Genomic DNA, 25,610 nt, shown 5'->3' on the forward strand with positions numbered 1-25,610 from the left:
TGACGAGTTCCGGTTCGATGACCTCCATGACCGTCTCACCGGCTCGGACTGGTACGACGACGAGGAGTTCGCCGCCTACGGCCTTGACGACACGGACATCACCGACCTCCGGGACTGGGCCCACCGGTGGGCCACCGATCTGGATCAGAGGCTGTCCTGCCGCACCGACGACAGCCTCTGATCCAGCCGTTTCTCAGCGTTCGAGAGCACGCCGCGCGCCCGGTCGGGCGCGGAGCTTACGACCCCGAGCGCAGTCCCAGCGCAGTGTGCTGCACTACGCGGGGTCCCAGTAGTACTCGCCGAAAAACAACGGAGTAGCCCCTGACCTGCGAGTACCCCCTAATCCGCAGGTGGTGGGGGTGGTGTCGGCGTTCTCGGCACCGCAGTGCTGGCAGGTCCACGCGGCGGCGAGTGCGGCGTGTTCGGCGAGGCATGCCTTGGCGTCGTCGGCGGCCGCGGTGCTGGTGGGGTAGTCAGGCGCGCTGGTGTGCTGGGTGCCGACGACGGCGACGGCGACGGCGGTGAACATCCACTGATCGGTGGCCCGGTCGTGAAGGACGGCCGCGGTGCCGCCGGCGTGCTGCACGGTCACGGGCGGCCGCGGGAGGTCGGCGCGGGAGGGCACGGCCGTGGGCCACTTCACGCGGGCGGACTGCCTGCTGATGCCCCAGGCCCCGCCGATTCGGGCGTAGCTGGCGCCCTGGTGGCCGGCCATCTTCGCGGCGTTGGCTGCCAGTTTCTCGGCGATGTCCATCACCTGGCGGAATCCGTAGAGCAGGGCCAGTGAGCGGGCAGAAGCAAGCCTTCGGGCGGGTCGGCGAGCACCCCTGGGCTGAAGGTTGGTGGCTCGGCCCAGTACCGGGTGGATCGCAAGTCCACCCTGCCGCCGGAGAACGTCGCCTCCACGAAGGACACGCCACTGCCGTAGAACGTCGACACCACGAAGGACACGGTGCCGCGGGAGAACTCCGCCCTCTCGAAGGACACGGTGCCGCCGGAGAACTCCGCCATGCGGAAGTACACGGCGCTGCGGGAGAACTCCGCCCTCTCGAAGGACACGGTGCCGCGGGAGAACTCCGCCCTCTCGAAGTACACGGTGCCGCCGGAGAACTCCGCCCTCTCGAAGGACACGGTGCCACCGGAGAACTCCGCCATGCGGAAGTACACGGTGCCGCCGGAGAACTCCGCCCTCTCGAAGGACACGGTGCCGCCGGAGAAGGTCGCCTCCTCGAAGGACACGGTGCCGCCGGAGAAGGTCGCCTCCTCGAAGGACACGGTGCCGCCGGAGAACTTCGCCCCCGTGAAGGACACGGTGCCGCCGGAGAAGGTCGCCCTGTTGAAGAGCATGGTGCCGTTGAACCGGCTGTTTGAGAGGTCGCCGCCGTCGAAGGTGGCGCCGGTGAAGTCGAAGTTGTAGTCCGACCAGCAAGGGCTTGGGATCGCGGAGGTTGCCGGGGCTCGGAGGTGCTCACGGATGACTCGGATGATGGTGTGGCGGACCTCGCGTTCCCCCTCTTTGTACCCGTGCGCCGTCGGATCGGTTTCGTAAGGCATGCGCAGGTAGGCGCAGAGCACGTCGATGCAGACCTGGCGTTGCTCTTCCCAGTCGTCGGCGAGTCGGGCAAGGGCGTATACGCCGGCGAGACGTACCGCGGCCTTGTCGTGGCCGAGCTGTTCGGCTGCTGTGGTGTAGCGGTCGGCAAGCTGGTTCGCGTCGGCTCGGTGGGCGTCGCCCTCGGCGATGCGCTGCTTGCGGTAGGCGTACACGCCCGCCAAGGCGACGCCGATCAGGCCGACGATGGCGAGGGCGCTCCTGATGGCTTCAGCAACGTTGACAGGCTTCGGGGGCTTTGTGGCGTTGGCGGCGTCGGCCAGGAGGTCGTAGACATGTTGGTAAATCAGGTAGCTGCCGGCGGCGGCCACCAAGACGAAGAGCGGTGCAACGATCCAGACGTGCCAGAGCAGCGGCGCGTACCGGCCGCTAGTTCGATTTTGGTGGAGCCACCTGCGTCTGCCTGCCATGCCTTCACGATGCGCATAGCTGGGCCCAGGCCGGGGTCCGAAGGCGACCATCTGGCGGCTTCTTGGGCCCCTTGGTGTGTCCCTCCTACCGGGGAACCGCGGGCGGCGATGCCGGGGCGGGCGGCGGGTGTTCCCCTTCTGGGCTTGCCTCGGCGATACCCGCTCCTGGTTCTACGCCGGTGGTGTGGTCACCGGGCCGGGGCGGGCCCCGGTGGTGTGTGCGCTCGGCTAGATGCGGGCGGCCTCAGCGGCGTCACTGTCCCGTCTCATTGGATCTAGCTCTCGGTCAGTGCTCTGAGCAGGCATGACGCATTGTGCGGTGAGACGGATCGGGGCCGGTGTCTCAGTTCATCGTGCCCGCGAAGGTCATTTCGTGAGCTGTGCTGCTGTTCGTGCCATCTCGGCAGTGATGGCCCATCGCTCGTGGTCCCTCCACTCGCCGTTGATGTACTGGAAGGCAGTCGAGTAGCCCTCGCGCTGGAAGCCCAGGCGTTTGACGAGGTTCAGCGAGGAGGTGTTGTCCGGTTGGATGTTCGCCTCCAGCCGGTGCAGTTCCAGCGGGCCGAAGGCGAGCTGGACCACGAGCCTCAGTCCTTCGGTCATGTAGCCACGGCCGGTCGTAGAGGCGTAGGAGGTATAGCCCAGGGTTCCGCTCTGGAGGGTGCCCCTGACGATGTTGTTGATGTTGATGCCGCCGACGATCGTGCCGGTGTCGCGCAGGCAGATCACGAAGCCCTCATGGGTGGGCTGCTCGAACCGCTCAAGGTAGCTCTCGAACGCTTCCACTGTGTTCTCGCGGGCGCCCAGCCAGCGGCGAAGCATCTCGGCGCTCTCCTGGGCTAGCGCTGTGAGCTCGTCGTAGTCCTGGCGGCGGACGTGGCGTATGACCACCCGCGGTCCTTGCAGGAGGTAACTGGTGATTGCCATCCAGGGATCTTATGCGGCCTGCTCGTGCACGGTTCCGAGGGCTCGTGAACCCTCCATGCGAGAAAGAGGACAGCGGCCTCAGCGGCGTCACGGATGGGGTGGTCGGGGCGCCTTGTAAGCCCGGCCCCTCTGGCTCTTGATAAGGCAACTTATCAAGAGCCAGAGGGCGCCCGCGATTTCGGGGTCCGGACCGCGAGGGAGAGCACCGTGGGAGCCGTCGCACGCCGAGGGTCCACCGCGACCGTCACCGCGGCCGGGTTGGCCGGCACGCTCGCCCACCCGGCGGCCGCCGCCCCGGGCCGGCGCCAGGAGTTGAGCCCGGCCGCCCGCGCGGCCATGGCCAAGGGAGTGCCGCACCAGACCGAGCGCGGGTACAGCGGAGACTGGGCACGGTTCGAGCAGTGGGCCGTCGTGGCCGGGTTCAGCCCGCTCCCGGCCAGCGCCGAGACCCTCGTCGAGTACGCGACGTGGTGCACGACCACCCCGCGACCGCGAACCGGCCGCCCGTACAAGCCCAGCTCGATCGAGCGCGCCCTGGCCGCCGTTGTCGTCGCCCACCAGGCCGCCGGCGTCACCCCGCCGAACCTCACCGGCGCCCGCCTTGTCCTCAAGGGCTACGAGGCCGAGCTCAAGGGCACCCCGCACGGCCGCCCCCGCAAGGCCGCCGCCGCCGTCCCCCGGGTGCTCCGCCTGCTCGTCGCCGCCACCGACACCACCACCGTCCGCGGCCTGCGCGACGTTGCCGCCCTGACCACCGGATTCGCCCTGGCCGCCCGCAGCTCCGAGGCCGCCCTGCTGTCCTGGGAGGACAGCGAGGACACCGACACCGACGAGGGCCTGCTCTACGACCTCTACCGGCCCAAGGTCACCAACGACCAACCCCTCGGCGTCCCCTACGGCAGCTACGCCTCCACCTGCCCAGTCCGCGCCTACCGCGCCTACCGCGATGCCCTGCTCGCGCGCGGGCACGAGCCCACCGGCCCCTTCCTGGTCCGCATCGACCGCCACGACCGCATCAACCCGCCTATGCACCGTCACGGCAAGCGGATCGGCGACCCCACCGGCCGCATGACCGCCGAGGGCGTCGCAGAGATCGTCACCCGCGCCGCCGTCCGCGCCGGCCTGGGCCGCCCGGGCAACGTCCTCCCCGACGGCGCACCCCGCTGGACCGGCCACTCACTGCGCCGCGGGTACGCCGAGGCCACCCGCCACGCCAAGAAGGACCCCATCGAGGCCGCCCGCCACGGCGGATGGGCCGACGGATCCCCCACGTTCGCCGGCTACCACGACCGGGCCGCCGCGTTCGACGAGGAGCTCAACCGCTGTACGGCATCGGCCCGTAGACCGCAGGCGCCGCTGGAGTGGCAGCAGATAACCGCAGGTCAACCGCTCAGAGCCGGTCGCTTATCCGTCAACGGCCCATACAGCCGGACCGCCGCCACGCCACTCGATCAGGCCCTGCCCCGGCTCGTCGAGCACGACGTCGTCCGGATCCAGTCCCGTACGGCGCAGGAACTCCAAAACGTCCCCAGGACCGAACGCTCGGCCCAAGATCTCGCCGTCCAGCCGCACACCGGCCTTGGGGCACAGCGGTACAGCGGTACAGCGGTTAACGCTAAGCCGGTGATCAATCGAGGACGTCTCGTGCGTGAAGCAGTACACCGAGCGCAAGCCAACGGCGTACGAGCACGCGTGGGAGATCCGGGACGCGTACGAGTCCACGAGTACGACGATGCGGAGTGGGGGCGGAAGTTCCGTACGTTCCTGCACGGGCGGCCCATCTTGCCGCCCGGATCACACAGGCCCTAGCGCCATCCCTCGCGCTGGTACGGGTGTTTAGCCGCGTAAGCCTCGCTCTGCCTTTTCGCCTCGTCCCGATGAGAATTGCCCTGGGAGCCGTATGCGCCGCCGCCGCGAGCGTCGTAGTACTGCGGGTCCATCAATGCGACGAGGAAGCGCATCGCTTCGGTGCGGTCGGCCGGGTCCTCGAACCGCCAGTCGCCATTCTCGGAGATCAGCAGCGGACCGGTCTGCTGGCACTGGGTGTAGTCGATGAACTCGTCGAGCTCCCAGATGGAAACCACCTCCACCTCCCCCTTCCGCAGCGGCCCCCGCCTCTCGCGCAGAATGCTCTGCATGGGAGAGTTCCGGAACTCGTCGAGCGCCTGGCGGAGGACCTCCTCGGGGGCTGTGATGAGCCCTCCGGTCCAGTTCTCCCTGACTTTGTGGCGGCGCAGTTCGGAAAGAGCGTGGTCCAGCGTTCCACGGCCCGCGTTGGCGCGGATCTGGTTCTCAAGCGCGGCAGGGATGTCGATGTAGCGGGCGAGCCCAATGTTGAGCATGGTGCGCTCGCCGCCCGGCTGGCCCTGGATCATGGTTTTCGTCTGTCGGTCGGCGAAGGCCTGACAGCCCGTGGCCATCGCGTCTTCGTAGCTCATGGGGTCGGGCGAGCTCTCGGCCCACTCGCCATGCAATTGCAAGATCACGTGCGTACCCCTCAGCTCCAGCGTTAGTGACAGTTCGCAGCCATGTAATCACTATCAGTCCTAGACTACTGAGGAACCCCGCGGCTCAAACGGCTGATCACCGCGCATGAGCTGCATCTGTTCTTCGCGCCGAGCCGTGACGAGGTCGAGTGGGCTGCAGCCCTACGCTCTACCGGGCACTCGCCGAAGCCGAGGCCGCCGCGACGGACGACGGCCTGCCGCTGCGGCCCAAGCCCGTCCGCATCCGCCGGCCCGAGGACCCGCTCACCCCCGAGGAGATCGACCTCCGCGAACGCCTCCAGGCCGAGCCCCACCCGAACGCGGAGATCCGCAGCTAGAGCCCATGATCGTTCTCGGCGCCAACGGCTGTACCGATGTTCCCCAAGGCCGTTGAAGCTGCCCACGCCCTGCGCGCCGAGATCCGTGACACCGGGATCACCGCCGCCGAAGTCACCCTCGAACTCGCCCTCGCCTTCCACCACGCCGTCCAAGGCGACCACAACAAGGTCCGCGCCGTCATCGACCGGATCCGCGAACTCGCCCAGACCGGCGATTACGCCTACTGCGGAGACCTGGCCCACTTCATGGCCGGCCTTCCCCTGCCGGATCCCTCGCCCACTGTTTGGCTCGACGGCCCGGACGCCGTTCGCGCTCGCTGGCACCACCTGGTCGAGAACCGCCGCGCCCAGATAGGGCACAGCGAATGAGGAACCAGGACGCAGCTCAGGAGTTCCGCCGTCGTTTCGAGGAGGGCATGGAGGCCCGGCGCAAGGCCCATCAAAAGGAGCGGAAGCGCGAGCAGGCCGAGTGGGCGGCACACCAGCGAAAGCGTCAGCGGGATGAGGCCTGGACATCCTGCGTGACCGGCGCAGGAGCCCTCGCGGTGGTCGGTCTCCTCGTCGGTGGCGCGTGGTGGGGACTGTCGAGCGTGGCTTCCTGCTGGCAGGCCGACGCGGCAGCGGCAAGTGCCGCACGTGAGCAGGCAGACGTCCCGACGCCGGGATTGTCGGCGCCCGACTGGCGCCTGTCACACGCCGGCGATGAGGTCGATAAGAAGACGGCGACGCTGTGGACCGACATGCACGAGACGGCCAGGCTTTCGCTGTTGCAGCACGAGTCCGCGGAGGACACCCGTAGTACTCGCGTGGACGAACTGGACGACTACAAGGGCCTCAGTTCAAACGATGTGGAGCTGACCATCCAGCACGGTCCACAGCACGGCACCCTCACGGTCCAGGACGGCACCGGGCTGTACACACCGGCCACCGGGTTTGGAGGATTCGACACCTTCGACTACACGATCAAACTGCGCGGCCAGGCGGAGGAACGCAAGATCAAGTACACCGTCGAAGTCGGCCTCACCGCGGATCGAGACGGCGTGGCTTGCGAATGATTGCTCCCCGTCCGCGTCAGCTACGGCCTCGAACCAACGCTTGGTTCGAGGCCGTAGCTCTTGCCGGGGCCCGGACGTGACCACTACTGCCATCATCACCCGGCCCCTCACAGCGGCCACATAGCCGACTCGACCGGAGGTCACATCCTGATCGCAGGGCGGGGCGGACAGCTGCGCCCCAGACCAATGGGCGCGAAGGCATCAGGCAGCGGACCGATCGCCTCGGAGCACCAGGGCCTGAGGACCGTCCTCTCAGGTCAGCGGCGGTCACAGCCGCTGTTCGCACCACCAGAAAACAAGACCGGCGGCGCCTGCGCCGATGCCGTAGCAGGTGCCGCGCAGCGCGCTGGTGAGCATCACGTTGCGGCGGCGGATAAGCCAGCTGCGGGCCCGGCGCAAGCCCCGGTTTTGCGGGCCGGGTCGGAGGCTACTCTTCAAGGGATACTCCCCTTTCGTGGGTGGGTGTCCATGAAGCCCGGCGGGGCCTGGAGGCGTAGGAACCATCTGCTTCCGCCGGGCTTCTTCCATGTGTCAGCGGCGGCCGGCGAGGTCGTGGATCCGGTCGGCGAGCTGGCTATCGGGTCGGCAGATGAGGCCGCCGTCGTGCTGTTCGGCGAGGCGCTCGATCTCGGCGGCCAGGGATCCGGTGGCTACGGGGGCGATGTCCCGGTGGCGGGCGGAGCCGGTGAATGACTCCAGGACCTCGATGAACTTCTCCGAGGAGCTGTCGTCGAAGAGCCTCTTCATCTGTCGCCTCCAAAACCTGGCCTCGCGGAGGTCGCCGCCGCCGAGGTGGTGCAGGTGCAGGCAGTACGCGGCGCCGCTGTGGCCGGCACCGGCGGCCAGTTGCCACCAGAACCTCGCGCTCTCGGGGTGGTGGGCCAGGGAGAGCGCGCAGGCGAACACTTGGACGCCGTCGATGTCGACGTCGTCGGTCCATCCGTCGAAGCCGGGGGCCATCGGGTCGCCGATGATGGCGGTGAGGTCCCTGATGTGTGTGCTCGCTCCGACCTGGTTCAGCGTCAGGCGGGCGAAGACCTCCAGCTGTCGGCGGGCACGGGACGCGCGGCGCACTTCCGGAGCGGGCTGGACGTAGCCGGCCTCTTCGGCCAGGGCCCGCAGTCCGGCTGCGACGTCGAAGGCACGTCGCGGCTCGCCACTGCCCGCCTCGGCAAGGCGCTTTTCCCAGGTGCTCACAATGTGTCCTCCTGCTTCTGCTTCGTGGCACGGCGGTAGACCGGGGAGAGGCGCTCCCGGGCCTTGCGGCAGTGGTAGTCGACGGTGCTGGGCGTGACGCCCATGTACCAGCTGATGTGTTTGGTGTCGTACTTGGCGATGTAGCGCAGGACGATCACGTCGAACTGTCGCGGGGGAAGGTTTCCCAGTGCCTTGTAGAGGCCGAGCCCGCTGTCCATCACCGTGAGCTGGTCGCGGAAGCCGAGAAGGGATTCAGCTATCACGGTGCGCCGCATGATCGCCCACGTCTGCTCCTGCAGGTCGCTCTCCGTCAGTAGAGCGCTCCAGTGCCGCAGAATCTCCAGAAAGGCGCGGTGCACTGCTTTCTCGGCCGCGTCGTTGGTGCCGAGGAAGGCAAGGGCATACGCGTGGAACGCCTCCTGGTTGGTGATGTAGTGCGCCTCGAACTCCAGCGGGAGCGGGAGCGGGGCTTCGGCCACAGGGCTGCGGCCGTCCTCCCCACGGACATCGTCGATCATGGATCCTCTTCATTGAGGGCCGGAAGGTAGCGCGGCGCGAGTGCGCCGGTGTGCGTTCACTCAACCGGCGGTCAGGGCCGAACACGCATGCGCGGCCCAACGAATGTCACGCACGGAAAGACGCTCTAAACGCACAGTGATGATCGACGCCGCGCAAGATGCGAGGTGACCTGCCCTTTCGCGTGACCCTCCGTGGCATGGCACTGACACAGCACTCGATCGGAGTGGTGTACCTCACAAGCGGGGGGTAGGGGTTAACTGCCTGTTTCCGGCCACGCTGTGGCGGATTCCGCCGCCTGCAGGCTCGACCGCACGGCGGCGGCGGGCCTGCTCTTCCTGCGCCGCCCGTCCTGGTGGCGGGGACGGGGTGGGACATCGCCGGTGGTAGTTCGCCGGTTCCGTCCGTCGGGAAGCCCGTCCCAGTGCTTCTCGTTGACGACGCGGGCGCCGCGGCCGACGGCCCGCCGGTGAGGCAACGATTCACCTACTCGGGCGAATCGGGAGGGCCGTGTCTGGGGGGAGAGAAGTGCGCGCTGAGACGGCTCATTGCGGGGCCGAGCGAAGGTGTAGCCCAGTCAGGCCGAGGAAGTAGGAGACGGCGTCGACCGGCGCGGTGAGCCTCGTGAATCCAGCCGCATCCTATTAGCTGCCATTACCAGCCATCAAACGGGACACAGTCTGCCGAAGCACCCGGGCCAGAGTGGCGTTTCGGCCAGTCAGGCAAGCGGCGTGATGAGCGAAGGTTATTCAGAATGGCTCATCTCCTGCCGCTTCGCGAATATTTCTTCGACTGACGTGATTGCCACCGTTAGAGTCGGTCCCCTCTTGTCGCAACGCGCCCCTGCGTTGCGTAATTCTCGGATCCTGAGGGGGGAATGTGAAGTTCCGTAAAACCTTGACCGCGACCGCTGGTGCAGTCGCAATTCTGGGTGGTCTGATGACTCCTGCGTCATCGGCTACCGAACCGGGCGGCGTCACCATCTGGTCGCGTGATTCTGAAGGTGGGCCGCTAGCGGAGATCGGCAGCAAGTACACCGGTCCGAAGGAAGGCCTCGCGAAAAATACATCGCCTTCCGACAAGCCGCCGCGGCCTGCCCCGTCCACCCCGGAGGGGGAGGCTCAGAAGGCGAAGGAGACCGGAGACACTTACCTCGCGAACCCCGCTAGCAAGCTAGCAGGCGCGCTATCGGCGGGCGCAGCTGGCCCCCTCCCCGACTGGGCCAGCTGCAATGCCATGCCTGATGGCCATAGGCCCCAGGGAGCGATCATCAACCACTTCGAGTTCTGTCGATGGGGATACAACACCGCGACAAAGCTGGATGGACAGGGGCGGGTCGAGGGGCAGGTCCGCTTCAAGGAGACCGAGGTTGGATACGGCTCCAACGCCGGGCGTACGACGAGCATGAACGTCAAGATCACCGAACTGGCCGCCTCAGGCATCTTCGCCACTGGGGCGACCATGTCGCTGTGGCCGGCGACGGCAGGATGGCCGAACCTCAACGGCTGCGAGGTGAAGAACTTCGGGCCGATTCCACACTCCGAGCCGGTGGCCAACTGGAACAACGCCTACATGTTCTACCAGGTCTCCTCACCCAACGGTGATCCGAACCGCATCGACAAGATCTCGACCTGCGTGTTCGAAAATGACTACAAGGTCTCCAGCTCTCGCGGCGAAACGCCCTGGAGTGACGGAAACGACGGCGGGCTGCGTATGGACTCCGCCTCCTACCTCAACCCGTACGGCAAGGAGGGGGCGATATTCGACCGCGTGACCCCGTCCCTCACGTACGACTACAACGACACCGACGTGAGGGCCGTCGCCGGCCACATAGCCGCCGCCTTCACCAATCCGAACGCCACCTTCCCTGGCCCCGCGGCCGGGCGCTCGAAGAAGATTCCTGGCAACTACTTCGGCGATGGCACTAAGGTGACCCGTAACTATCCGGGGTTCAACGCCGCCTCGGCGCAAATCCAGAAGGATAACCGTAGCGGCAAGGACAAGGCGTGCGCCGCCCTGACGAAGCCGGACCCGACCTATCAGTGCGATGAATTCCCCTTCGCCTCTACTAAAGAGGGCGCAGGAAAGGGTGACGGGAATTTCTCCGTGCGCTACGTCCCTCAGCCCGATAACTCAAAGGCTGGCGCCGCTCTTTCCAAGTGGTACGGGCAGGATCGAATTCTCGACGGCGACGCGTATGGTGTAAGGGTGCTGAACGCCCCTGCCAACCCGTAGGGTTCAGCTCTCCTGAAACCGGATCACGTACTCTTCAAGGCCCTCAATCGGGTAGATCTTACCCACAAGTTCAGCGTGCCTCGCCACTGCGGTATTCCCCCCTTTGCGCCAGACCTGCAAGACGTACTTGCTGGCAGGTTTGAGTGTGAATGACAGCAGCGGGCCGTCGATGTTGTAAACGCTGACGTCACCGCTGGCGGTGATGTAGGGCCACTCGCCAAGAAGCTCAAAGCCGGGGGCCGCGTCCTGACGCGGCCCCCGGCGAACTTCGATCGTGACGGATGCGTCGTGGGACTCCACCTTGCTCATCACGCGAACCGTGGCTAGGCCGACTCGGACCGGTTCGGCATCCATAGGGAGATCAACCCAGTACGGGCGCTCCGGCTCCTCGGCGCTGCGTTGCTCATCGATCCCGAAGATCGACCTGTCAATCGGTACGGTGATCGAGTCGCGAAGAAGTACGTCATCGTCCATACCGGAAGCCTAGGCCGACCAAAGCGGCAAGATGCCCCGTTCCTGATCAATGAGGCCCTTCGGGCCTCCCCTTCATGGCTATCACACCGTCAAAACACCCACCACCACCCCACTTCCGGCACCGCTAACCAGCGGCCCCCCCGGCAGACCGGTGACGCTCTGGGGCGCGGGCAACACCGCCCACACCTCAGAGCCCCGAACCACACCCTCAGACGAGGCGCAGCCACATACTCCACACCCCACTCCGGAGCAATCACCTCACCCGTCCTCGCATCCATGCAGTAGGCAGGGGTAGCCAAGCGGAGAGGATCGCCACTGTTCGGTACAGCCGAAGGAGTGAGGCACGAGCGGCAAAAAGGGGGGGGAGCTGGCCTCCGCCAGGGCCACTGCGGTGTCATCGAGCGTGGATCTGACCGAGATTGTCGAACGCAACGTTTTCTATCGCCAGCTGGCCGAGCGGCTGTCGGCGCTTGAGCCCAGCGATACACCGCGCGCAACCGGAGGGATGCCCTTGCAGTTTTACCCTGCCTACCTCCTGCTGGAGGTGATCAGCCGCACCGCGGGCGCGAAGCATGCGTCCCGGCTGATGCGGGCAGGGCTGCGAGTGCACCGCTCCTACCAGAGCAACCACAGCGCTCACAGGATGCTCGGCTTCCGCACACTCGTCTTCGCAGAGCTGGAACAGGAGGCCGGCCCGTCCCGCGACCGCCAGGCCGTGGCCGACTCCGGATGGCGGTGGGCCGTGCAGTTGCTGGAAAGTATCCGGCTGTGCCTCGGCGACGGCGACTTCGCCTCGTTCATCGAGGCCGTCAACAGCGTCCTGGACGCCACCGCGCTGGACCGGGACGCCGTTCCCGCCTGACCCAGAACCAGGTGCGTGACCTCTGGGCTCGTTTGCGGCGCCGGCGATCGTAAGAGGCACAGTAGCCGGGCTACGCGTGCACGCTGGCGGGGGTGCGCTTCCTTCTCAATGCCGTCTCGTTGACCTGGTCACTCGACCATTGGAGGCGCACCCCATGCTCAGGACATCCCCACCCGGCGGCTCTCGGCGGTACTGGTGGCAGCCTCCGTCATCGCGGGTGCAGCGGGGGTCAGCCCCGCATACGCGGTGGAGCGGTGCAAGGTGTCCTCCAAGACCATCGACAACCCCGCCTACAGCGGACCCTGGCCTGACAACTGGGAGTTCAGCGTCAAAGCGTGTGTAACGGAATCCGGCGCCACCATCCGGCACTGGGCGACGGTCTCATGGGACCTGCCTGAAGCCTCCAAGGGCCGGGGCTCCATCTTCAACGCCTCGGGCACGTGGGCGCTTCGACGGTGGCAAGGACGGTTGCGTAGTCGTCCGTGAGCAGGAATCGCATCAAGGCTCCTACGCTGCCCGACGGCCGGGCCCTCGCCCGCGCCGCCCTCGGCGTCTTCGCCGACGACCCGACATGGTGCTCCGACGTCATCCGCACCCGGGGCCGGGAACCATTCACCTACGACACCGCCGCCGGCCTCAGCGGCCCGGAGACACCGACCGTGGTGCCGTGTCGCATGGCGTCCTCGACCATCGCGGCGACCTCGGAGGCGGTGCAGTTGATCAGCTGGGAGCGGATGGCCAGGGACTTCTTCTCCACGTGCCAGTAGATGAGTACCCCGCGGCCGCCGTAGCGCGAGTGCCACTCGGTGCACAGGTTCTGGTCGTAGGCCCGCACGTGCGTGGAGTCGGAGGCGACCGCGGTCGAGCCCTGGCCCCACAGGTCGGTGCTGCGGGCGGCGAAGGTGGCGTTCGCGATCTGGATGGCGATGGCACGAGCGGCCTACGATTATGCCGGCAACAGCCCGGTCACCACGTCTGACCCCAGCGGCATGTGTGCGGAACTCGACTGCCCGACGCGCCCCTGCCCCCCCTGCCGCAACTCCACCCCAGGCCACGAGCCCCTGCCCGGCGACGACGTCCCCGGCAGCGGTTCGGGCGACCCCGCGGCGAGCTCCGGAGCAGGATCCACGTACGGCAACACCTACACCTCAAGGTGCGGCCTCGGCGGAAGCCTCTGCGGAATCAGGCCGCCCGCCGCCTGGTGCAGCTGCTGGGCGATGGCCGCCCAGCGCTCCGTCTCGGAAGCGCCCGGCATCGTGGCATCCACGGCGACCGCGACCGCGTGGCGTTGGGCACGGCGGTCGACTTGCCAGTCTTCGCAGCGCGGGCAGCCCTGGCCGGATGAGCAGCACCCGGTCGTCGCACCGCACGTCGCTGTACTGCTGGGGCTGAGGCAGGGCCCGGCCAATCAGCCAGCCGACCGGGTTCCGCAGCGAGGCAAATCCTTGGCCTCGGTCAGGAGCCGCAGTGGCTCAGCCAGCTGTCCGGCTTCCTGCGGGTAGCGCTCAAGGTAAGCGGTGAGCACCTCCACGATGTCGGAATCAGTGATCGCCCCGGGTCGTCACGTTCCCTCTGACCGAGGAGGGGTTTCGCCACGAGAAAGCCTCGCACTCTACAAGCCGACCCGCCCTGACCCGCACCATCGCGCCCGTGGCCGTGCACCGCTTGAGAACCGCGGCGTTTCGGCCAACCCCCTTTTGTGGCAGCCGCCGTTGCGGTGCACGGGTCGGTGTAGCTTCCACGGTCCGCCGCACCCTCTATCCCGGGAAATCAGGACCGACCGAAAAACGTGTGTTCGAAAAATCGGCAGCTGTCGTTGACCTCACGACAGTGTCCGAACGGCGATCCAGGGGGCCCCGATGGCCACATCAGACGTCCACAGCACACAGACCGGAGCTCCGCCTCCGCCGCCGCCAGCGGAGATCACCTACAGCGGGCAGTACGCCGTCAATCCGCTTGCCGAAGTCTCCTTCCAGAAGATGTGCGCCACGCTTCCATCGGTCCTGGCCCGGATCGGCCGCCTGTCGTGGCAGACCGACCGGCAGGCGGTTCGGCTCCTCATCGGGTGCCAGCTCGTCACGGGCCTATCCGCGGCGGTGCTGCTGGCCGCCACCACCCACGCGATGAGGCCCCTACTCGGCGCCGGAAGCGCCAGCGAGCGCCTGCACGGAGCACTGCCCGCGCTGCTCGTGGTCGCGCTCACCGCCGCGATGAACCGCCTCGCGGGAGCCGTGGCCACCTACGCCGAGCGGCGGATCACCCCACTGCTGACCTCCGAGACCGACAGCACCCTGGTCGAGGCGGTCTGCCGGGTCGAGGCCGCCGCCTACGCGGGAGACGGCTTCTCCGACCGCCAGGAGGCGGCCGAGATGGGGGTGGTCCGCACCCACGTGATGGTCACCGACGCACAGCGGTTCATGTCCTCGCTGATCCGCCTGATCACCGCCGGCAGCGTCCTGTCCCTGCTCAACATGATGATGCTGCCCCTGCTGCTCCTGGCCGTACTACCGGCCGGGGTCGGCGCCGTCCTCACCGCCAGGGTCGACTACGAGATCCACTACGCCAACGTCTCCGACCGCAACGTGCGCGGCATGATGCGCTGGTGGGCCACCGCCTCCCAGTACGGCGACGAAGTCCGCGCCAACTCGATGACCGACTACCTCGTGTACTGGTACCGGGCCCTGTCCGACCGGTGTGACCGGCGGAACCTGGCAGCCGCACCGCGGACCCTGCGGATCTCCTTGCTCTCCGCGCTGGCCGGCGGCGTCTTCCTCCTCGCGACCTGGGGGGCGCTTGCCTGGCTGGCGGTGACCGGCCGGATCGAACCCGCCATCGCCGCCACCGCCGTCATCGCCGTCCAAACCGCGCTCGCCGCCCTCTCCCAGGTCGTCATCAACGGCGCCGCCGTTTTCCACACCAGCCTGTACCTGAGCGACATGCAGTCCTTCCTCGACGAGGCCACCGCCCGTGCTCCCCGCCGCGGCCCGCGCGAGGTCACCGGCCCGGTCGAGCAGATCCGGCTCGACGAGGTCGTCTACCAGTACCCCGGCAAGGACAAGCCTGCAGTGGACGGCATCTCCCTCACCCTGGAACGAGGCCAGATCCTCGCGATCGTCGGAGCGAACGGCTCGGGGAAGTCCACCCTGACCCGGCTGCTGACCGGGATCTACCTCCCCGACAAGGGCAAGGTCACTTGGAACGGATGCGATCTCGCCGAGACCGACCCGGCCACCGTCTGGCGCCTCACCGGGCTGGTTCCGCAGGACTTCGCCAAGTGGCCACTGCGGGTGCGCGAGAACATCACGCTCGGCCAGCCCCGCACCTACGACGACGCACCCGTGTGGGAGGCCATCGACGCGGTCGGCCTGCGTGAAGCCGTCGAGGACCTCCCCAACGGACTGGACAGCCTCCAAGCCCGCGACATCTGGGGTGGCGTCGAGTTCTCGGGCGGACAGTGGCAGCGCGAGGCGTGCGCCAGGGCCCTGTACCGCAAGCCCGAGCTGCTGATCCTGGACGAGCCGACTTCGCAAATGGACCCACGCGGTGAGCACCAGATCTTCGAGCGGATCAAGGCCATCGCCGCGGACCGCATCACGATCATGGTCACCCACCGCCTGGAGAACACAAAGATCGCGGACCACATCATCGTCATGGAAGACGGCCGGATCTGCGAGCAAGGCCACTACGACGGCCTTGCCCACGGCGGCGGAACCTTCGCCGAACTCCTCGCGCTGTCCCAGGACCGCCTGAACTCATAGGCAGCTAGGCGACTTCGAGCAGATGGTCCCAGGCGAGCCCGTCCAGAGACTCGTCACCGAGAACCCTCGCTCAAACACCGCGTCCGCCAGCTAGCCCAAGCACACCGAACACTCCAGGAGCACCTTGAGGGAGCCCGTTCAAACAACCGCTTCGCCGAGAAACGCATCCCCGACCCGGAGGCCCAACTTGTCGAGCTCCAGCACCACGCCCAGCCCGTACCCAGGACCACCGAGTGACGGGCGCTTCGTATCAGCGGCCGCAGACCTCACGCAGCCATCGCGCATGCTGACGGACGCGCGATGCGTCCTCGGGGAAGTAGCTGGCCCAGTCCTCGTTCAGGGACGTCCAGGCCGCCGGCTGTCCACTCTCTGTGACCAAAGGCGTTGCCGCACTCGTGATCGCGACGAACGACAGCCCAAGAGTCGCCGGCCAGTCCGGGCGATAGGAGCGCACCGTGGCCGCGGCAGGTTCCGGCAGCAACTCGGCCTTGACGCCCGTCTCCTCGAAGAGCTCACGACGCGCTCCCTCTCGGGGCGTTTCCCCCGGCTCAACGCGTCCTCCCGGCGGGACCAAGCCCCGCCACCGGTGATGAACCAGCAGCACACGAGCGAGATCCTCATCGAAGACCCACACCTCCGCGGCAAGCGGCTCCGAAGGCCCCTGGCGGGCGGCGGCCAACCACTCGCCAGCGCCGTCAAACTCCACCCTTGCCAGCCGGACGTCGGCGGCTGCGGCCTCTGCCACCCGTTGATCAAGCGCATCGTGAATCACCGGGACAACATAAGGCGAGGGTCTGACAACAGGGTGGCACCCGACAACGTCCCGGACACCCACGCGACACCCCAACGCAGCTCACATACGAACTGGACGCCTCGACGGTCGGAAAACAGCGCTTCCACCCGTGAGAGCCGGGCCTACCGTCACACCGTCCCCGCCCTGGGGCACACCACCCGGGCACCCCACCTCATCGACAGCCGCGCCCTGGAGCTGGTCCTGGAGCTCACTGCGGTCCCCGGCACCCCTGCCAAGGCACTGGGCCCACACCCCGGCGAGTGGCGAGCCGTGCACCAGCAGCCGGGCGCGCCGTGCACCCGGCTCCAGGAGGCCGGGGAACTTGAACGCGCCGATCGCGGGGAGGCCGAAGCATCACTGGGCGCCGCCGCTGACGAAGCGGAGAAGTACCTCGCTCGCGCCAGGGACCGGCTCACCCGGGACGAGCAGCAGCTCATCCGGGACCACGCTGCCCAGCTTCGCCGCGTCGGCCCCGTGCCCATCGGCTACATCCACGGCGACAACCAACCGAGGAACTGGCTGTGCTCGTCGGCCGGGCTCGCGCTCATCGACTTCAAGCGGACACCGCCGGCCGCCCGGGTCCAGGATTTCGTCCTCCCCGCGGCCACCCAATGGGCCAACCATCCAGACCGTGAGACAGCCTTCCTCCAGTCCTACGGGCCCACCCTCACCGACCCCGAGCGACAGGCGCAGCGCTGCCTGACCACGCTGGACGCGCTCAACTGCCTGTCATGGAGCCCGGACAACAACCACCAGCTTGTCACTGCGCGGGGCCGGCGGACCCTGGACCGGCTCATGAGGGAGAGCAGGCCGTGAGTGTCACCGCACCCACCGCCAGTACCGCCTACTGGGAACCGCTCTGGGCGGGCGGCCGCCGCTACCGAAAGCCCGACGACGCCGAGAAGCAACTGATGGCCGAGCACCTCGGCCCCGGCCGAGGCCGTCCGGCGCTCGACATCGGGACCGGCGACGGCACCCTGGCCCGCCACCTCCACCACGAGCTCGGCTACCGCACGACCGGCGTCGACTGCTCCCCCAGCGCGCTCTCCCTCGCCGCCACCCTGAACCCAGCGCCTGGCCCGGGCCCGGTATGGCGATGCCTGGACATCGCCACCGACGACATCGCCACCCTGCCGGACCCTGCCTACGCACTCATTGCCTGCCGCCTGGTCTACCGGTGGTTGGACGACAAGGCCGCCCTCCTCCACCGCGTCCGCCGGCTCCTCGTACCCGGAGGCGTGTTCTGGGTGGTCACAGAGATCGAGGGCCGTCGGGCGAGCACCGCCCCAGACCTCCAACGGCTCGGGATCACCCCGGCGGAGGCCGAGCTCCTCACAAGCGGCTGGTCCGTCGCCCGTACCGCCGACCTCGACGTGCTGCGCTGCTACGCACTGCGCCCCTGACCACGCCCCACGACCCTGGATGGAGAACATGGTGACCGCCGAGGACGACACTGCCGCCGTTTGGAACACCTACGGAGCACACCAACTGGCCCGTGGCATCGAACTGCCCGAACTCCAGCGGTGGAACTGGGGAATCGCAGACACCGGACCCGGCATCGAAGTCCTCGGCGACGTGGCCGGGCTGCGGGTTCTCGACCTCGGCAGCGGTCTCGGCCGGCACGCCGCGCGGCTGGCCGCCGCAGGCGCCGACGTCACCGCCGTGGACGCCTCTCGCACACAGCACGAGCGCGCCCTCGCCCGCTACCCCGACACTCCCGGCCTGCATCAGGTGTGCGCGGACGCCGTAGACCACCTGCAGGACGCCGATCCATACGATCTGATCTACTCCGTCGGTTCGGTGCCGTACCTGGACCCGGCCCGGCTCCTGCCCGCCCTCGCCAACGGCCTCCGCCCCGGCGGCCGCCTGCTCTTCTCCGCACTGCACACGAACTCCCACGGAGTCGGACCCGCCACCGAGGTGACCTCGCGGCCCGAAATCCTGCGGCTGCCCGGCACGAGCGAGGACCACCCCGTGAACATGTGGACCTTGACTCCGCAGCTGTGGGAGGACCTCCTCGGCGAGCGCGGCCTCGTCATGGAGTCGGTCACCACGATCGACTCCCCCAAGCCTGACAACGCAGTCTCCTACCGGCTGTACTCGGCCCGCCCCGCAGCGGGTACCGAGCCGACCACGCAGTAGCGCTCCGCCCGCACCGAGCGCCGCGCTGGGAGTCGGCGTGATCGTGCACGGCCCACGGGGACTCCTGCTCGGGCTGGACCGCCGCGGGGCCTGGGAACTCGCCGGCGGGACCGTAGAACCGGGCGAGAGCCTCGCCGAGGCCGCAATCCGCGAGTTGTACGAGGAGGCCGGCATCGTGGCCGCCCCCGATGCCGTGCACGTGCTGGGCACGCTCCTGGACCAAGTGGGCGATGTCGTTCGGATCACGGTCCCCGTCCTCGTCACCCGCTGGACCGGCACTCCCCACCAGCGCGAGGAAGCCCTCGGAGAAGTTCTGGCCTGCCGACGCGTTGCCCCAGCCGCTGTTCGTACCGAGCGCCCAATGCCTGACCGCATGGGACCCGACCCTGCCGCTCGACCACCCCCCGGCCCAGTTCCAGCCCTACAGCGTCCCTGGCCGCGCGTAGTCCAGCAGCCACCCCACCACCCCCCCCCAGACAGAAAGGCACGATCACCGTGACCCGGTCCGATGCACCCATGACCTCCCTTCTGGCAGTTTTCGCACACCCCGACGACGAAGCACTCCTCGCTGGAGGCGTCCTCGCGCAGCACGCCGCCACCGGCGCGGCGACCGCCGTGGTCACCGCCACCTGGGCCCCCGACACCCACCGCGCCGCCGAGCTCGCCGACGCCCTCGCCATCCTGGGGGCCGGAAAGCCCAGGATGCTCCGCTACGCCGACGCCCACGTCCCACAATCCGCTCCCGGCCGACCCCGCCTGTGCGACGCACCCCTCGATGAGGTCGTCGAGCTGCTCGTCGGCCACATCCGCGAGCTGCAGCCCGACATCGTGATCACCCACGACCAATACGGTCAGCTGACAGGCCACCCCGACCACCTCTACACCCACCGCGCGACCCAGCTCGCCGTGCACGCCGCCGGACTCCCCCACCTCTACCCCGACGCGGGCGAACCCTGGACGCCCGCCACCCTCTACCTGGCGACACACCCGCACTCCGGCGTCGGCGAACTCGGCCCGCTCCTCGCGCGCGCCGGCAAGACCGTCCGCAGCGCTCCCGACGACCAAATCACCGCAAGCGTCGACGTGGCCGCCGTGGCAGCAACGAAGTGGGCGGCCATCTGCGCGCACCGAAGCCAAGTCGAAGGCCGGCATGCCCTGCCGGCTCTCCTGTCCCGCGTCCCGGTCGAAGTACGGCGCCGGATCCTGGCCACGGAGTGGTACACCCGCCTCGACACCAGGCCCACGGCCGGCCCCATGCAGGACGCCCTCACGGCACACCCACCGTACCCGGCCGGGTGGGACACGATCGGCAAGCTCGGCGAACTGTTCACCGATCTGGACACCAAGCGCGGCATGACCATGGAGCAGCAGTGGACGCTACAGGTACTCAAACTCGCCGAGGAGGTCGGCGAGTCTGCGCAGGCCGTGGTTGGGGCGTGGGGCACCAACCCCCGAAGGGGGCAGAGCCACACGTGGCACCACGTCCAGGAGGAAGTGGCCGACACCGCGATCACCAGCCTGGTCGCGCTGCATCGGATGCTTGGTGATGAGGCACCCGCATTCCTGGCCCACGTTCTTCGCCAGAAGTCCGCGAAGTTCCTTCCCAAGCGCAGCAGCGGTGCGGAGGAGGTGTGAGCGGCAAGAGCGTCACCGGAATAGCCGGACCAAACGCGGGGGCGTTCGCTTTCGTTCGGGAGATGTGCCCGCTCGTGTGCCCTATCCCGGAGCAGGCCGCGAGGCAGTGTCATTAGGCGGCCGGCTGGCTCTGGACATGTCGCTCACCGTTTCTCGTCCTCCGGGAGAATCGAGCTCGACATGGGCGGTCGGGCGATCCGCACCTGCCTCGACGGGTCCAACATGTCCCCTGGCCAGGTCGGTACACGTGCTGTGTGAGACGACGGGGCTGCTCACCCCCTGGCTGAGCGCGCTGCTGCTGCGTAGCACGACCGCGTGCACCGCGCCCCCGGAACCAACGCACAGATCCGGGGCGCGGTACTGCACGCGGCTGTTTCCGTTGGAAGCGGCGGTCGTGCCTTCGCTGCCCGGGCCCCCGTGCACCCAGCCGCAGATCAGAGGGAGGAGGACCGGCGCCGGAACTGCGCCACGCGCGGATGGTGCGGCCGTCCGTCCAGTGTCGTGCAACGTGAGCCGGGCTGGGCACTGCAGGTAGGGCAAGCGATGTCCGTGACATGCGGGGACGGCGAATCCGTCTTCGATCGCCGTAAACGCCTCTCCGGCTGCTCGGTGCGCTTCTTCTCTGCAGCTCGGGAGTTCCGTTCGCTGACGATGAGCCGAAGCCGCTCGTCATGGGGAACCTGCCACGGCCCCCAGTGCCGGACCGCGCCATCGTCGACGCACTTCATGCCCCTGGCGGCGTCGCAGACCGGGCAGGGCCTGCTGAGCCACAGCCCACGGCCCAGCTGCTCATGTAGCGGCACATTGGGCTTCGGCCGGGGTGTTCGCGGAGCTGGCACCTGCGCCACCCGGGCGGTCTGAACCGGCGGCTTGCCAGCATCCGCCTTCGCCTTCCAGTAGTCGATCTTCCATTGCTGGGCGGCGTCAATCCGATCACCGGCCAGTGTTGCCGCGTACATGAGCTCGTTCACCAGCCTTCGCCTGGTCTGCCGCGACTGGTTGGCCTCGTTCCGCTGCAGGTCGCCCAGCAGTTTCCGGACCCGGTCAGCGGCCTGCTGAGCCCGAAGGCTCTCCTGCTCAGCCCGCACGGCTGCCACGTCGGCCTGCCGCTGCTGGGCAAGGGCGGCCAGGTACGCGGCCGCCGCTTCCGCAACTGCGTTCTCCGCCGCAGTGCGCTCATGACCCGCCACGGAGTTGACGCGCACCAGGAACTGGCTGGCCTCCTCCGGGTTGCGTGCGGCAACGGCTGCCTCCAGACGGGCGAACAACTCCCGCCGCACCTCGGTCTGCCCTGCAAGCCAGCGCTCGGCATCCGTGACGGCAGCCGCGAGCTGACTCCGGAGCTCTCCCCCAGTGCCGGTCGTCGCCGAAATCTCACGGCACATCTGGGTGACCAGGACCACGGACTCAACCCTGCGGGCGTCGGCCAGCTTGCGAAGCAGTAACTGCGCACGTGCCTGCGCATCCGGGACCTTCCGGTCACCCTTCCCCACCGACCACGTCGAGCTGGGGCGAGTACCGCGGGAGCGGACGATCCGCTCCACCGCCGGCGTCGACAGCCCCCGCTCGGTCATCTCGCACTCGTCCAGACCAAACCACTCGATGTCCCGCGCGAACGCCTCGGTTCCGATACGAACCCGCCGGCTTGTGCCATCGCTGTCCAGACGGATCCGATGGACGTACCAGCGGCTGATCAGCGTGTCCTGATCCACCGGCACCGACACCCCCAGCACCGGCTCCCGGCCCTCCTCATCCCACACAGGCGCCACCGCCCCATCCAGGTGTACACGCAACCCCCTGGACTTGAACTGGATGTCGAGCACCGACCCGATCGGCCGCCCGAAACCGAAGTCGGCCTGCACCCCGCGGCCGCGAAGCCACTCAGCGGTCGCCGACTTCACATACAGGTGATCGGCGCTGGCCACACCCCGCGCGCTGCGCCCGCAATGCGGCATTCCGTCCGGACCTGGAAGGTGAGCGAAGTGGCAGACGCGGTCGGTGTAGAGCTTCGTCGTCAGCTGGACGCCGCAGCCGCCCAGAAGCCGCCCGCACCAGAAAGTGTCGTGCTCGTGCCGTCGACGGAAGGCGTCGAGCTCGATCGCCTCCAGTGGCAGCATTAGCGGCTCCTCCGAATCCGCACCACCCAGAACCGCCGTTTGAATCTGCCGCCTGTCACCCCGCACGGCCCCCCCTTTCGTCCCAACTCATCGTGCCACCGCGGTATCGGCTACATAGCCGATCGCTGTGCTTTCGCCGTCGTGCGCATCGGGGATGGCTGCGCGACGACCACCAGGTTCCCCCGGCGGCATGAGCCCTGGCCGCGGCCGCCGCCCGCTCGGCAGGGGGCACGGACAACGCCACCGAGTTTCTCCTCCCCCGCCTGACTGGCGAGGAGAGCGACCACCCACAGGACCGCGTCTTGGGGGTGGCCGGCCTCCGCTACCGCCGCGAGAGCGGCGGCATCAGCCTCCACCGCCCAGGCATGCCGACCCGCATCCTGATCACCGGCTTCAACCCGCGCTGGTGGGAGCGGATCGCCGACCGGCTCACCACCGACTACGGCCTCCTGCAGTCCGAACCGGACTGGACACCCACGGAACGAGCCGCGTACACCGCAGCCGTGAGGTCCCCCTTCGAACCGCCGTCGCTCTTCTCTCCCCTGCTGCGGCGTATCCGGGCGACAGCCGGCACCGGCCCGTTCAACGGCACCGATGCCTGGCACTCGGTCGGCGGCTGCTTCCGGCTGGAGACCACCGACGGCCCGCCGTGCCCCGAACTCATCCGGCTCCTCGGGGACGGCCCCACCGGGATGGGGTGGGGAGTCGATCACAAGAGCTGCACCTGCCTGTGCGACCACACCCACTCCGGCATGGGCTGCACCATCGACTTCCTCGAACCCACCACGGGCCAGTTCGTGTACTACTCCAACCTCAAGTGGGGCCGCACTCACAGCGACCGCCGCAGCCAGACCGTCACCGACCTGAATCGGTTGGCCTTCGCCTGATCCGCGAGGTCGGCGCCCGGCGATCAAAGCCCACTCACCGGCCGCCGTTTCCAGTGGAAACGGCGGCCGCGCCGTTCGCTACGCCACCTTCAGGCGAGGGCATCGCCGAGCAGTCGGCGCGGGGCGCCGTCCAGCTGCTGGTGGAGCAGTTGAGCGCGGGAGTGCACCAGGCTGGTCCGGTAGGTAGGCGGTAGCCGGTCGTAGACGGCCGCCATCGCGGCGGCCGTGCCCCGGGTCCCCGTCGGTTGTCAGGGACGGGGCTCGTGCTGTTCGGTGAGTTTCCTGGCCTCTTTGGAGCGGGCGGAGTGTGGTGCGCCAGACGTGAGGCACCAGGCTCCGGCTTCCTGGCCGCAGTCGGGGCAGGGCACGTCGTACGCCCGCCATACGATCCGGACCGCCCCGTGCTTCTTCTGCTGCTCTTGGAGTTCGTCGATGACAGGCCGCAGCCGATCGGTGTGCGGTACTTGCCGTACGCGGCCGGCACGTGGCCCGCTGTCGACCACGCAGTGCTGGCCAACGTCTGCTCCGCATTGGGGGCACGGCCTCGTGGTCCAGTACGCGCGGCCGACCTGCTGGTGCAGCGGCACACGTTCTTGCGGCCTTGGCGGCGTGGCCGGCCGGGGCGGGAAGGGCAGGTAGCGCAGGCGTGTCCTCCATAGGCTGAGCTGAGCCCGCCGGTGCTTTCCGACCTTGCTGGCCTCGGTGGCTGCCTGGAGCAGCTGCTCGACCTTGGCCCTCAGACGCCACGGGTCCTCGTTCGCCGGGAGGCAGCTGATGTTCTCCAGGAGGGTGTCCAGGCATGCGAGCTTGGCCGCTTCGAGGGCGGCCAAGCAGGCGGCAGCCTCGTGGAGCGTGTGGTCTTCCTCCTTGGTTCGGCCGTCCCGGGTGGCCGTCTTGATTTCCGTCAGGAGCGTCTTGATGCTCCTGGTCTTCTGACCGGCCACGGCCTTGTTCAGGCGGGCGAAGAGCTCCCGACGGGCCTCTGTCTCCTTCTTCACCCAGGCCAGGGCGTTGCGGCGGGCGGCGTCCAGCTGGCGCTGGAGCTGCGGGCTCACCCCGGCCAGCTCGGTGATCTCGCGGCACACCTCTTCCGCCAGGTCGGTGGACTCGGTCCGGCGGGCGTAGAGCAGCCGACGCATCAGCTCGTGCGCCTGCACGTCCTGCGCTGGTTCGTCCTGCTTCTTGCCCGGAGTCCACAGGGTGGAAGGGGGTGCGCTCCGGGCCTGGACGATCCGCTCGACCGCCGGGGTGGAAAGGCCCCGGTCGGTGATCTCGCATTCGTTCAGGGCGAACCACTCGGTGGGCCGGGCGAATGCCTCGGTGCCGATCCGGACCCGGCGGGTGGTGCCTTCGCTGTCCAGGCGGATGCGGTGCACGTACCAACGGCGGATCAAGGTATCTGAGTCCACCGGCACTGACACCCCGAGCACTGGCTCGTGCTCCGCGTCCCAGTCCGGTTCCACCTCCCGGTCCAGGTGCACTCGGAGCTTCCTTTGCGGCAGCTGGATGTCGACGACCGAGCCGATCGGCACCCCGTCCGGCTGGATGAAGTCGAAGCCGGCCTGCGTACCGCGCCCGCGTAGCCAGGCATCGGCTGCGGCTTTCACGTACAGGTGGTCGGCGCTCGCCACGCCACGGGCGCGGCGTCCGCACAGGTGAGGGTGCCCGTCGGGGCCGGGGTAGTGCGCGAAGTGGCAGACGCGGTCGGTGTACAGCTTGGTGGTCAGCTGCAGACCGCATCCCCCGAGCAGCAGCCCGCACCAGAACGTGTCCTGGTCGTGCTGCCGGCGGAAGGCATCCAGCTCGATCGCCTCCAGCGGAAGCATCAGCGGCTCCTCCGAGTCCGCACCGCCCAGAACCGCCGTCTGAATCTGCCGCCTGTCACCCCGCACGAACCCCCCACCTTTCGTCCTAACTCAGCGTGCCACCACACCCGCTGGCCTCGCAGCCGATCACCCTGTTCGCACCGCCGTACGCGGACGACAGGAGGACTTACTTGGCCTGACCCAAGACAGCGACGGCCGCACCAGCCGTCCGGCGCGCTCGGCACTGGCTTTGTTCACGAGTTTCGGGTTCTGGCACAGATCTTGGGGAACCATCGCGGAGCGTGACCTCGGTGTTCGATTGCGAGTGACTGACTCGTGCGAGACGGCGCACGCCTTGGCG

The 25,610-nt window shown here is 68.3% G+C and carries 24 protein-coding genes and 3 pseudogenes; 14 read left to right on the forward strand and 13 right to left on the reverse strand.

Annotation, left to right across the window (positions count from 1 at the left end; all coding sequences use genetic code 11):
• Nucleotides 1-181: pseudogene (locus AC0666_RS33435) on the forward strand (nucleotidyl transferase AbiEii/AbiGii toxin family protein); the annotation flags it as partial.
• A 93-nt stretch (nt 182-274) separates the two neighbouring features.
• Here AC0666_RS33435 and AC0666_RS33440 read toward each other — a convergent pair.
• The 3 genes from AC0666_RS33440 to AC0666_RS33450 all read right to left on the reverse strand — a co-directional run bounded on the left by AC0666_RS33440 (nt 275) and on the right by AC0666_RS33450 (nt 2,949).
• On the reverse strand, nt 275-754 hold the full coding sequence (locus AC0666_RS33440) for a hypothetical protein (protein WP_478709042.1): 480 nt from the start codon (nt 752-754) through the stop codon (nt 275-277).
• Nucleotides 754-2,022: a pentapeptide repeat-containing protein gene (locus tag AC0666_RS33445; protein WP_478709043.1), complete on the reverse strand. Its 1,269-nt coding sequence runs from the start codon at nt 2,020-2,022 to the stop codon at nt 754-756. Before AC0666_RS33445 ends, AC0666_RS33440 begins: the two co-directional genes overlap by 1 nt.
• Nucleotides 2,023-2,388: 366 nt before the next feature.
• Complete coding sequence (locus AC0666_RS33450) at nt 2,389-2,949, reverse strand: GNAT family N-acetyltransferase (protein ID WP_478709044.1); 561 nt, start codon at nt 2,947-2,949, stop codon at nt 2,389-2,391.
• A gap of 1,630 nt (nt 2,950-4,579) precedes the next feature.
• Here AC0666_RS33450 and AC0666_RS33455 point away from each other — a divergent pair.
• A pseudogene (locus AC0666_RS33455) lies at nt 4,580-4,725 on the forward strand (DUF4158 domain-containing protein); the annotation flags it as partial.
• A 29-nt stretch (nt 4,726-4,754) separates the two neighbouring features.
• Here AC0666_RS33455 and AC0666_RS33460 read toward each other — a convergent pair.
• Entirely contained in the window at nt 4,755-5,435 is a 681-nt protein-coding gene (locus AC0666_RS33460) for a hypothetical protein (protein WP_478709065.1), read from the reverse strand.
• Nucleotides 5,436-5,584: 149 nt separating this feature from the next.
• On the opposite strand from AC0666_RS33460, the gene AC0666_RS33465 reads away from it, so the two are divergent.
• From AC0666_RS33465 to AC0666_RS33475, 3 genes are read left to right on the forward strand one after another with little or no spacing between them, the layout of a single operon-like run.
• Complete coding sequence (locus AC0666_RS33465) at nt 5,585-5,773, forward strand: hypothetical protein (protein WP_478709045.1); 189 nt, start codon at nt 5,585-5,587, stop codon at nt 5,771-5,773.
• A gap of 36 nt (nt 5,774-5,809) precedes the next feature.
• Nucleotides 5,810-6,142: a hypothetical protein gene (locus AC0666_RS33470; RefSeq protein WP_478709046.1), complete on the forward strand. Its 333-nt coding sequence runs from the start codon at nt 5,810-5,812 to the stop codon at nt 6,140-6,142.
• Entirely contained in the window at nt 6,139-6,828 is a 690-nt protein-coding gene (locus tag AC0666_RS33475; protein WP_478709047.1) for an Ig-like domain-containing protein, read from the forward strand. Before AC0666_RS33470 ends, AC0666_RS33475 begins: the two co-directional genes overlap by 4 nt.
• Nucleotides 6,829-7,095: 267 nt before the next feature.
• On the opposite strand, the gene AC0666_RS33480 is transcribed toward AC0666_RS33475, so the two are convergent.
• The 3 genes from AC0666_RS33480 to AC0666_RS33490 all read right to left on the reverse strand — a co-directional run bounded on the left by AC0666_RS33480 (nt 7,096) and on the right by AC0666_RS33490 (nt 8,543).
• Nucleotides 7,096-7,266, reverse strand: coding sequence for a hypothetical protein (locus tag AC0666_RS33480; protein ID WP_478709048.1), 171 nt, complete (start codon nt 7,264-7,266; stop codon nt 7,096-7,098).
• A gap of 93 nt (nt 7,267-7,359) precedes the next feature.
• Complete coding sequence (locus AC0666_RS33485) at nt 7,360-8,025, reverse strand: hypothetical protein (RefSeq protein WP_478709049.1); 666 nt, start codon at nt 8,023-8,025, stop codon at nt 7,360-7,362.
• Nucleotides 8,022-8,543 carry an RNA polymerase sigma factor gene (locus AC0666_RS33490; protein WP_478709050.1) on the reverse strand — a complete coding sequence of 174 codons (522 nt, stop codon included), beginning with the start codon at nt 8,541-8,543 and terminating at the stop codon, nt 8,022-8,024. Before AC0666_RS33490 ends, AC0666_RS33485 begins: the two co-directional genes overlap by 4 nt.
• 877 nt (nt 8,544-9,420) lie before the next feature.
• Between AC0666_RS33490 and AC0666_RS33495 the strand changes: the two genes are divergently transcribed.
• On the forward strand, nt 9,421-10,776 hold the full coding sequence (locus AC0666_RS33495; protein WP_478709051.1) for a NucA/NucB deoxyribonuclease domain-containing protein: 1,356 nt from the start codon (nt 9,421-9,423) through the stop codon (nt 10,774-10,776).
• 3 nt (nt 10,777-10,779) lie between these two features.
• On the opposite strand, the gene AC0666_RS33500 is transcribed toward AC0666_RS33495, so the two are convergent.
• A complete protein-coding gene (locus AC0666_RS33500) occupies nt 10,780-11,250 on the reverse strand; it encodes a Haze protective factor 1 (protein WP_478709052.1) in 471 nt (156 codons plus the stop codon).
• A 403-nt stretch (nt 11,251-11,653) separates the two neighbouring features.
• Between AC0666_RS33500 and AC0666_RS33505 the strand changes: the two genes are divergently transcribed.
• Nucleotides 11,654-12,112 carry a hypothetical protein gene (locus tag AC0666_RS33505; RefSeq protein ID WP_478709053.1) on the forward strand — a complete coding sequence of 153 codons (459 nt, stop codon included), beginning with the start codon at nt 11,654-11,656 and terminating at the stop codon, nt 12,110-12,112.
• Nucleotides 12,113-12,761: 649 nt separating this feature from the next.
• Here AC0666_RS33505 and AC0666_RS33510 read toward each other — a convergent pair.
• Nucleotides 12,762-13,040 (reverse strand): annotated as a pseudogene (locus AC0666_RS33510) (Tn3 family transposase); the annotation flags it as partial.
• 931 nt (nt 13,041-13,971) lie between these two features.
• Between AC0666_RS33510 and AC0666_RS33515 the strand changes: the two are divergent.
• Entirely contained in the window at nt 13,972-15,870 is a 1,899-nt protein-coding gene (locus tag AC0666_RS33515; protein WP_478709054.1) for an ATP-binding cassette domain-containing protein, read from the forward strand.
• A 250-nt stretch (nt 15,871-16,120) separates the two neighbouring features.
• Here the strand turns inward: AC0666_RS33515 and AC0666_RS33520 are convergent, their stop codons facing one another.
• On the reverse strand, nt 16,121-16,642 hold the full coding sequence (locus AC0666_RS33520; RefSeq protein WP_478709055.1) for an NUDIX hydrolase: 522 nt from the start codon (nt 16,640-16,642) through the stop codon (nt 16,121-16,123).
• Between the two features lie 33 nt (nt 16,643-16,675).
• Between AC0666_RS33520 and AC0666_RS33525 the strand changes: the two genes are divergently transcribed.
• From AC0666_RS33525 to AC0666_RS33545, 5 genes are read left to right on the forward strand one after another with little or no spacing between them, the layout of a single operon-like run.
• Complete coding sequence (locus tag AC0666_RS33525) at nt 16,676-17,479, forward strand: hypothetical protein (protein WP_478709056.1); 804 nt, start codon at nt 16,676-16,678, stop codon at nt 17,477-17,479.
• Entirely contained in the window at nt 17,476-18,066 is a 591-nt protein-coding gene (locus tag AC0666_RS33530; RefSeq protein WP_478709057.1) for a class I SAM-dependent methyltransferase, read from the forward strand. The genes AC0666_RS33525 and AC0666_RS33530 overlap by 4 nt, the downstream gene beginning before the upstream one ends.
• 28 nt (nt 18,067-18,094) lie before the next feature.
• Nucleotides 18,095-18,805 (forward strand): class I SAM-dependent methyltransferase, encoded by a 711-nt coding sequence (locus AC0666_RS33535; protein WP_478709058.1) that lies wholly within the window; start codon nt 18,095-18,097, stop codon nt 18,803-18,805.
• 43 nt (nt 18,806-18,848) lie between these two features.
• On the forward strand, nt 18,849-19,304 hold the full coding sequence (locus AC0666_RS33540) for an NUDIX domain-containing protein (protein ID WP_478709064.1): 456 nt from the start codon (nt 18,849-18,851) through the stop codon (nt 19,302-19,304).
• A gap of 17 nt (nt 19,305-19,321) precedes the next feature.
• Complete coding sequence (locus AC0666_RS33545; RefSeq protein ID WP_478709059.1) at nt 19,322-20,440, forward strand: PIG-L family deacetylase; 1,119 nt, start codon at nt 19,322-19,324, stop codon at nt 20,438-20,440.
• A 434-nt stretch (nt 20,441-20,874) separates the two neighbouring features.
• Here AC0666_RS33545 and AC0666_RS33550 read toward each other — a convergent pair whose 3' ends face one another.
• Entirely contained in the window at nt 20,875-22,557 is a 1,683-nt protein-coding gene (locus AC0666_RS33550) for a zinc finger domain-containing protein (protein ID WP_478709060.1), read from the reverse strand.
• A 365-nt stretch (nt 22,558-22,922) separates the two neighbouring features.
• Between AC0666_RS33550 and AC0666_RS33555 the strand changes: the two genes are divergently transcribed.
• Nucleotides 22,923-23,444: a hypothetical protein gene (locus AC0666_RS33555; RefSeq protein ID WP_478709061.1), complete on the forward strand. Its 522-nt coding sequence runs from the start codon at nt 22,923-22,925 to the stop codon at nt 23,442-23,444.
• Between the two features lie 89 nt (nt 23,445-23,533).
• Here AC0666_RS33555 and AC0666_RS33560 read toward each other — a convergent pair whose 3' ends face one another.
• Nucleotides 23,534-23,659, reverse strand: a complete 126-nt coding sequence (locus AC0666_RS33560; RefSeq protein WP_478709062.1) for a hypothetical protein — start codon at nt 23,657-23,659, stop codon at nt 23,534-23,536.
• Nucleotides 23,660-23,692: 33 nt separating this feature from the next.
• The gene (locus AC0666_RS33565; protein WP_478709063.1) at nt 23,693-25,270 is read right to left on the reverse strand and encodes a zinc finger domain-containing protein; all 1,578 of its coding nucleotides are present in this window, start codon (nt 25,268-25,270) and stop codon (nt 23,693-23,695) included.
• Between the last annotated feature and the right edge of the window lie 340 nt (nt 25,271-25,610).

It is taken from the genome of Streptomyces sp. NPDC043680 (genome assembly GCF_056436685.1).

Coding starts and splice junctions, on each gene's coding strand:
- AC0666_RS33440 (WP_478709042.1), bottom strand. CDS start 754: ATGGACATCGCCGAGAAACTGGCAGCCAACGCCGCGAAGATGGCCGGC.
- AC0666_RS33445 (WP_478709043.1), bottom strand. CDS start 2,022: ATGGCAGGCAGACGCAGGTGGCTCCACCAAAATCGAACTAGCGGCCGG.
- AC0666_RS33450 (WP_478709044.1), bottom strand. CDS start 2,949: ATGGCAATCACCAGTTACCTCCTGCAAGGACCGCGGGTGGTCATACGC.
- AC0666_RS33470 (WP_478709046.1), top strand. CDS start 5,810: ATGTTCCCCAAGGCCGTTGAAGCTGCCCACGCCCTGCGCGCCGAGATC.
- AC0666_RS33475 (WP_478709047.1), top strand. CDS start 6,139: ATGAGGAACCAGGACGCAGCTCAGGAGTTCCGCCGTCGTTTCGAGGAG.
- AC0666_RS33490 (WP_478709050.1), bottom strand. CDS start 8,543: ATGATCGACGATGTCCGTGGGGAGGACGGCCGCAGCCCTGTGGCCGAA.
- AC0666_RS33500 (WP_478709052.1), bottom strand. CDS start 11,250: ATGGACGATGACGTACTTCTTCGCGACTCGATCACCGTACCGATTGAC.
- AC0666_RS33515 (WP_478709054.1), top strand. CDS start 13,972: ATGGCCACATCAGACGTCCACAGCACACAGACCGGAGCTCCGCCTCCG.
- AC0666_RS33535 (WP_478709058.1), top strand. CDS start 18,095: ATGGTGACCGCCGAGGACGACACTGCCGCCGTTTGGAACACCTACGGA.
- AC0666_RS33545 (WP_478709059.1), top strand. CDS start 19,322: ATGACCTCCCTTCTGGCAGTTTTCGCACACCCCGACGACGAAGCACTC.
- AC0666_RS33550 (WP_478709060.1), bottom strand. CDS start 22,557: ATGCTGCCACTGGAGGCGATCGAGCTCGACGCCTTCCGTCGACGGCAC.
- AC0666_RS33555 (WP_478709061.1), top strand. CDS start 22,923: ATGCCGACCCGCATCCTGATCACCGGCTTCAACCCGCGCTGGTGGGAG.
- AC0666_RS33560 (WP_478709062.1), bottom strand. CDS start 23,659: ATGGCGGCCGTCTACGACCGGCTACCGCCTACCTACCGGACCAGCCTG.
- AC0666_RS33565 (WP_478709063.1), bottom strand. CDS start 25,270: ATGCTTCCGCTGGAGGCGATCGAGCTGGATGCCTTCCGCCGGCAGCAC.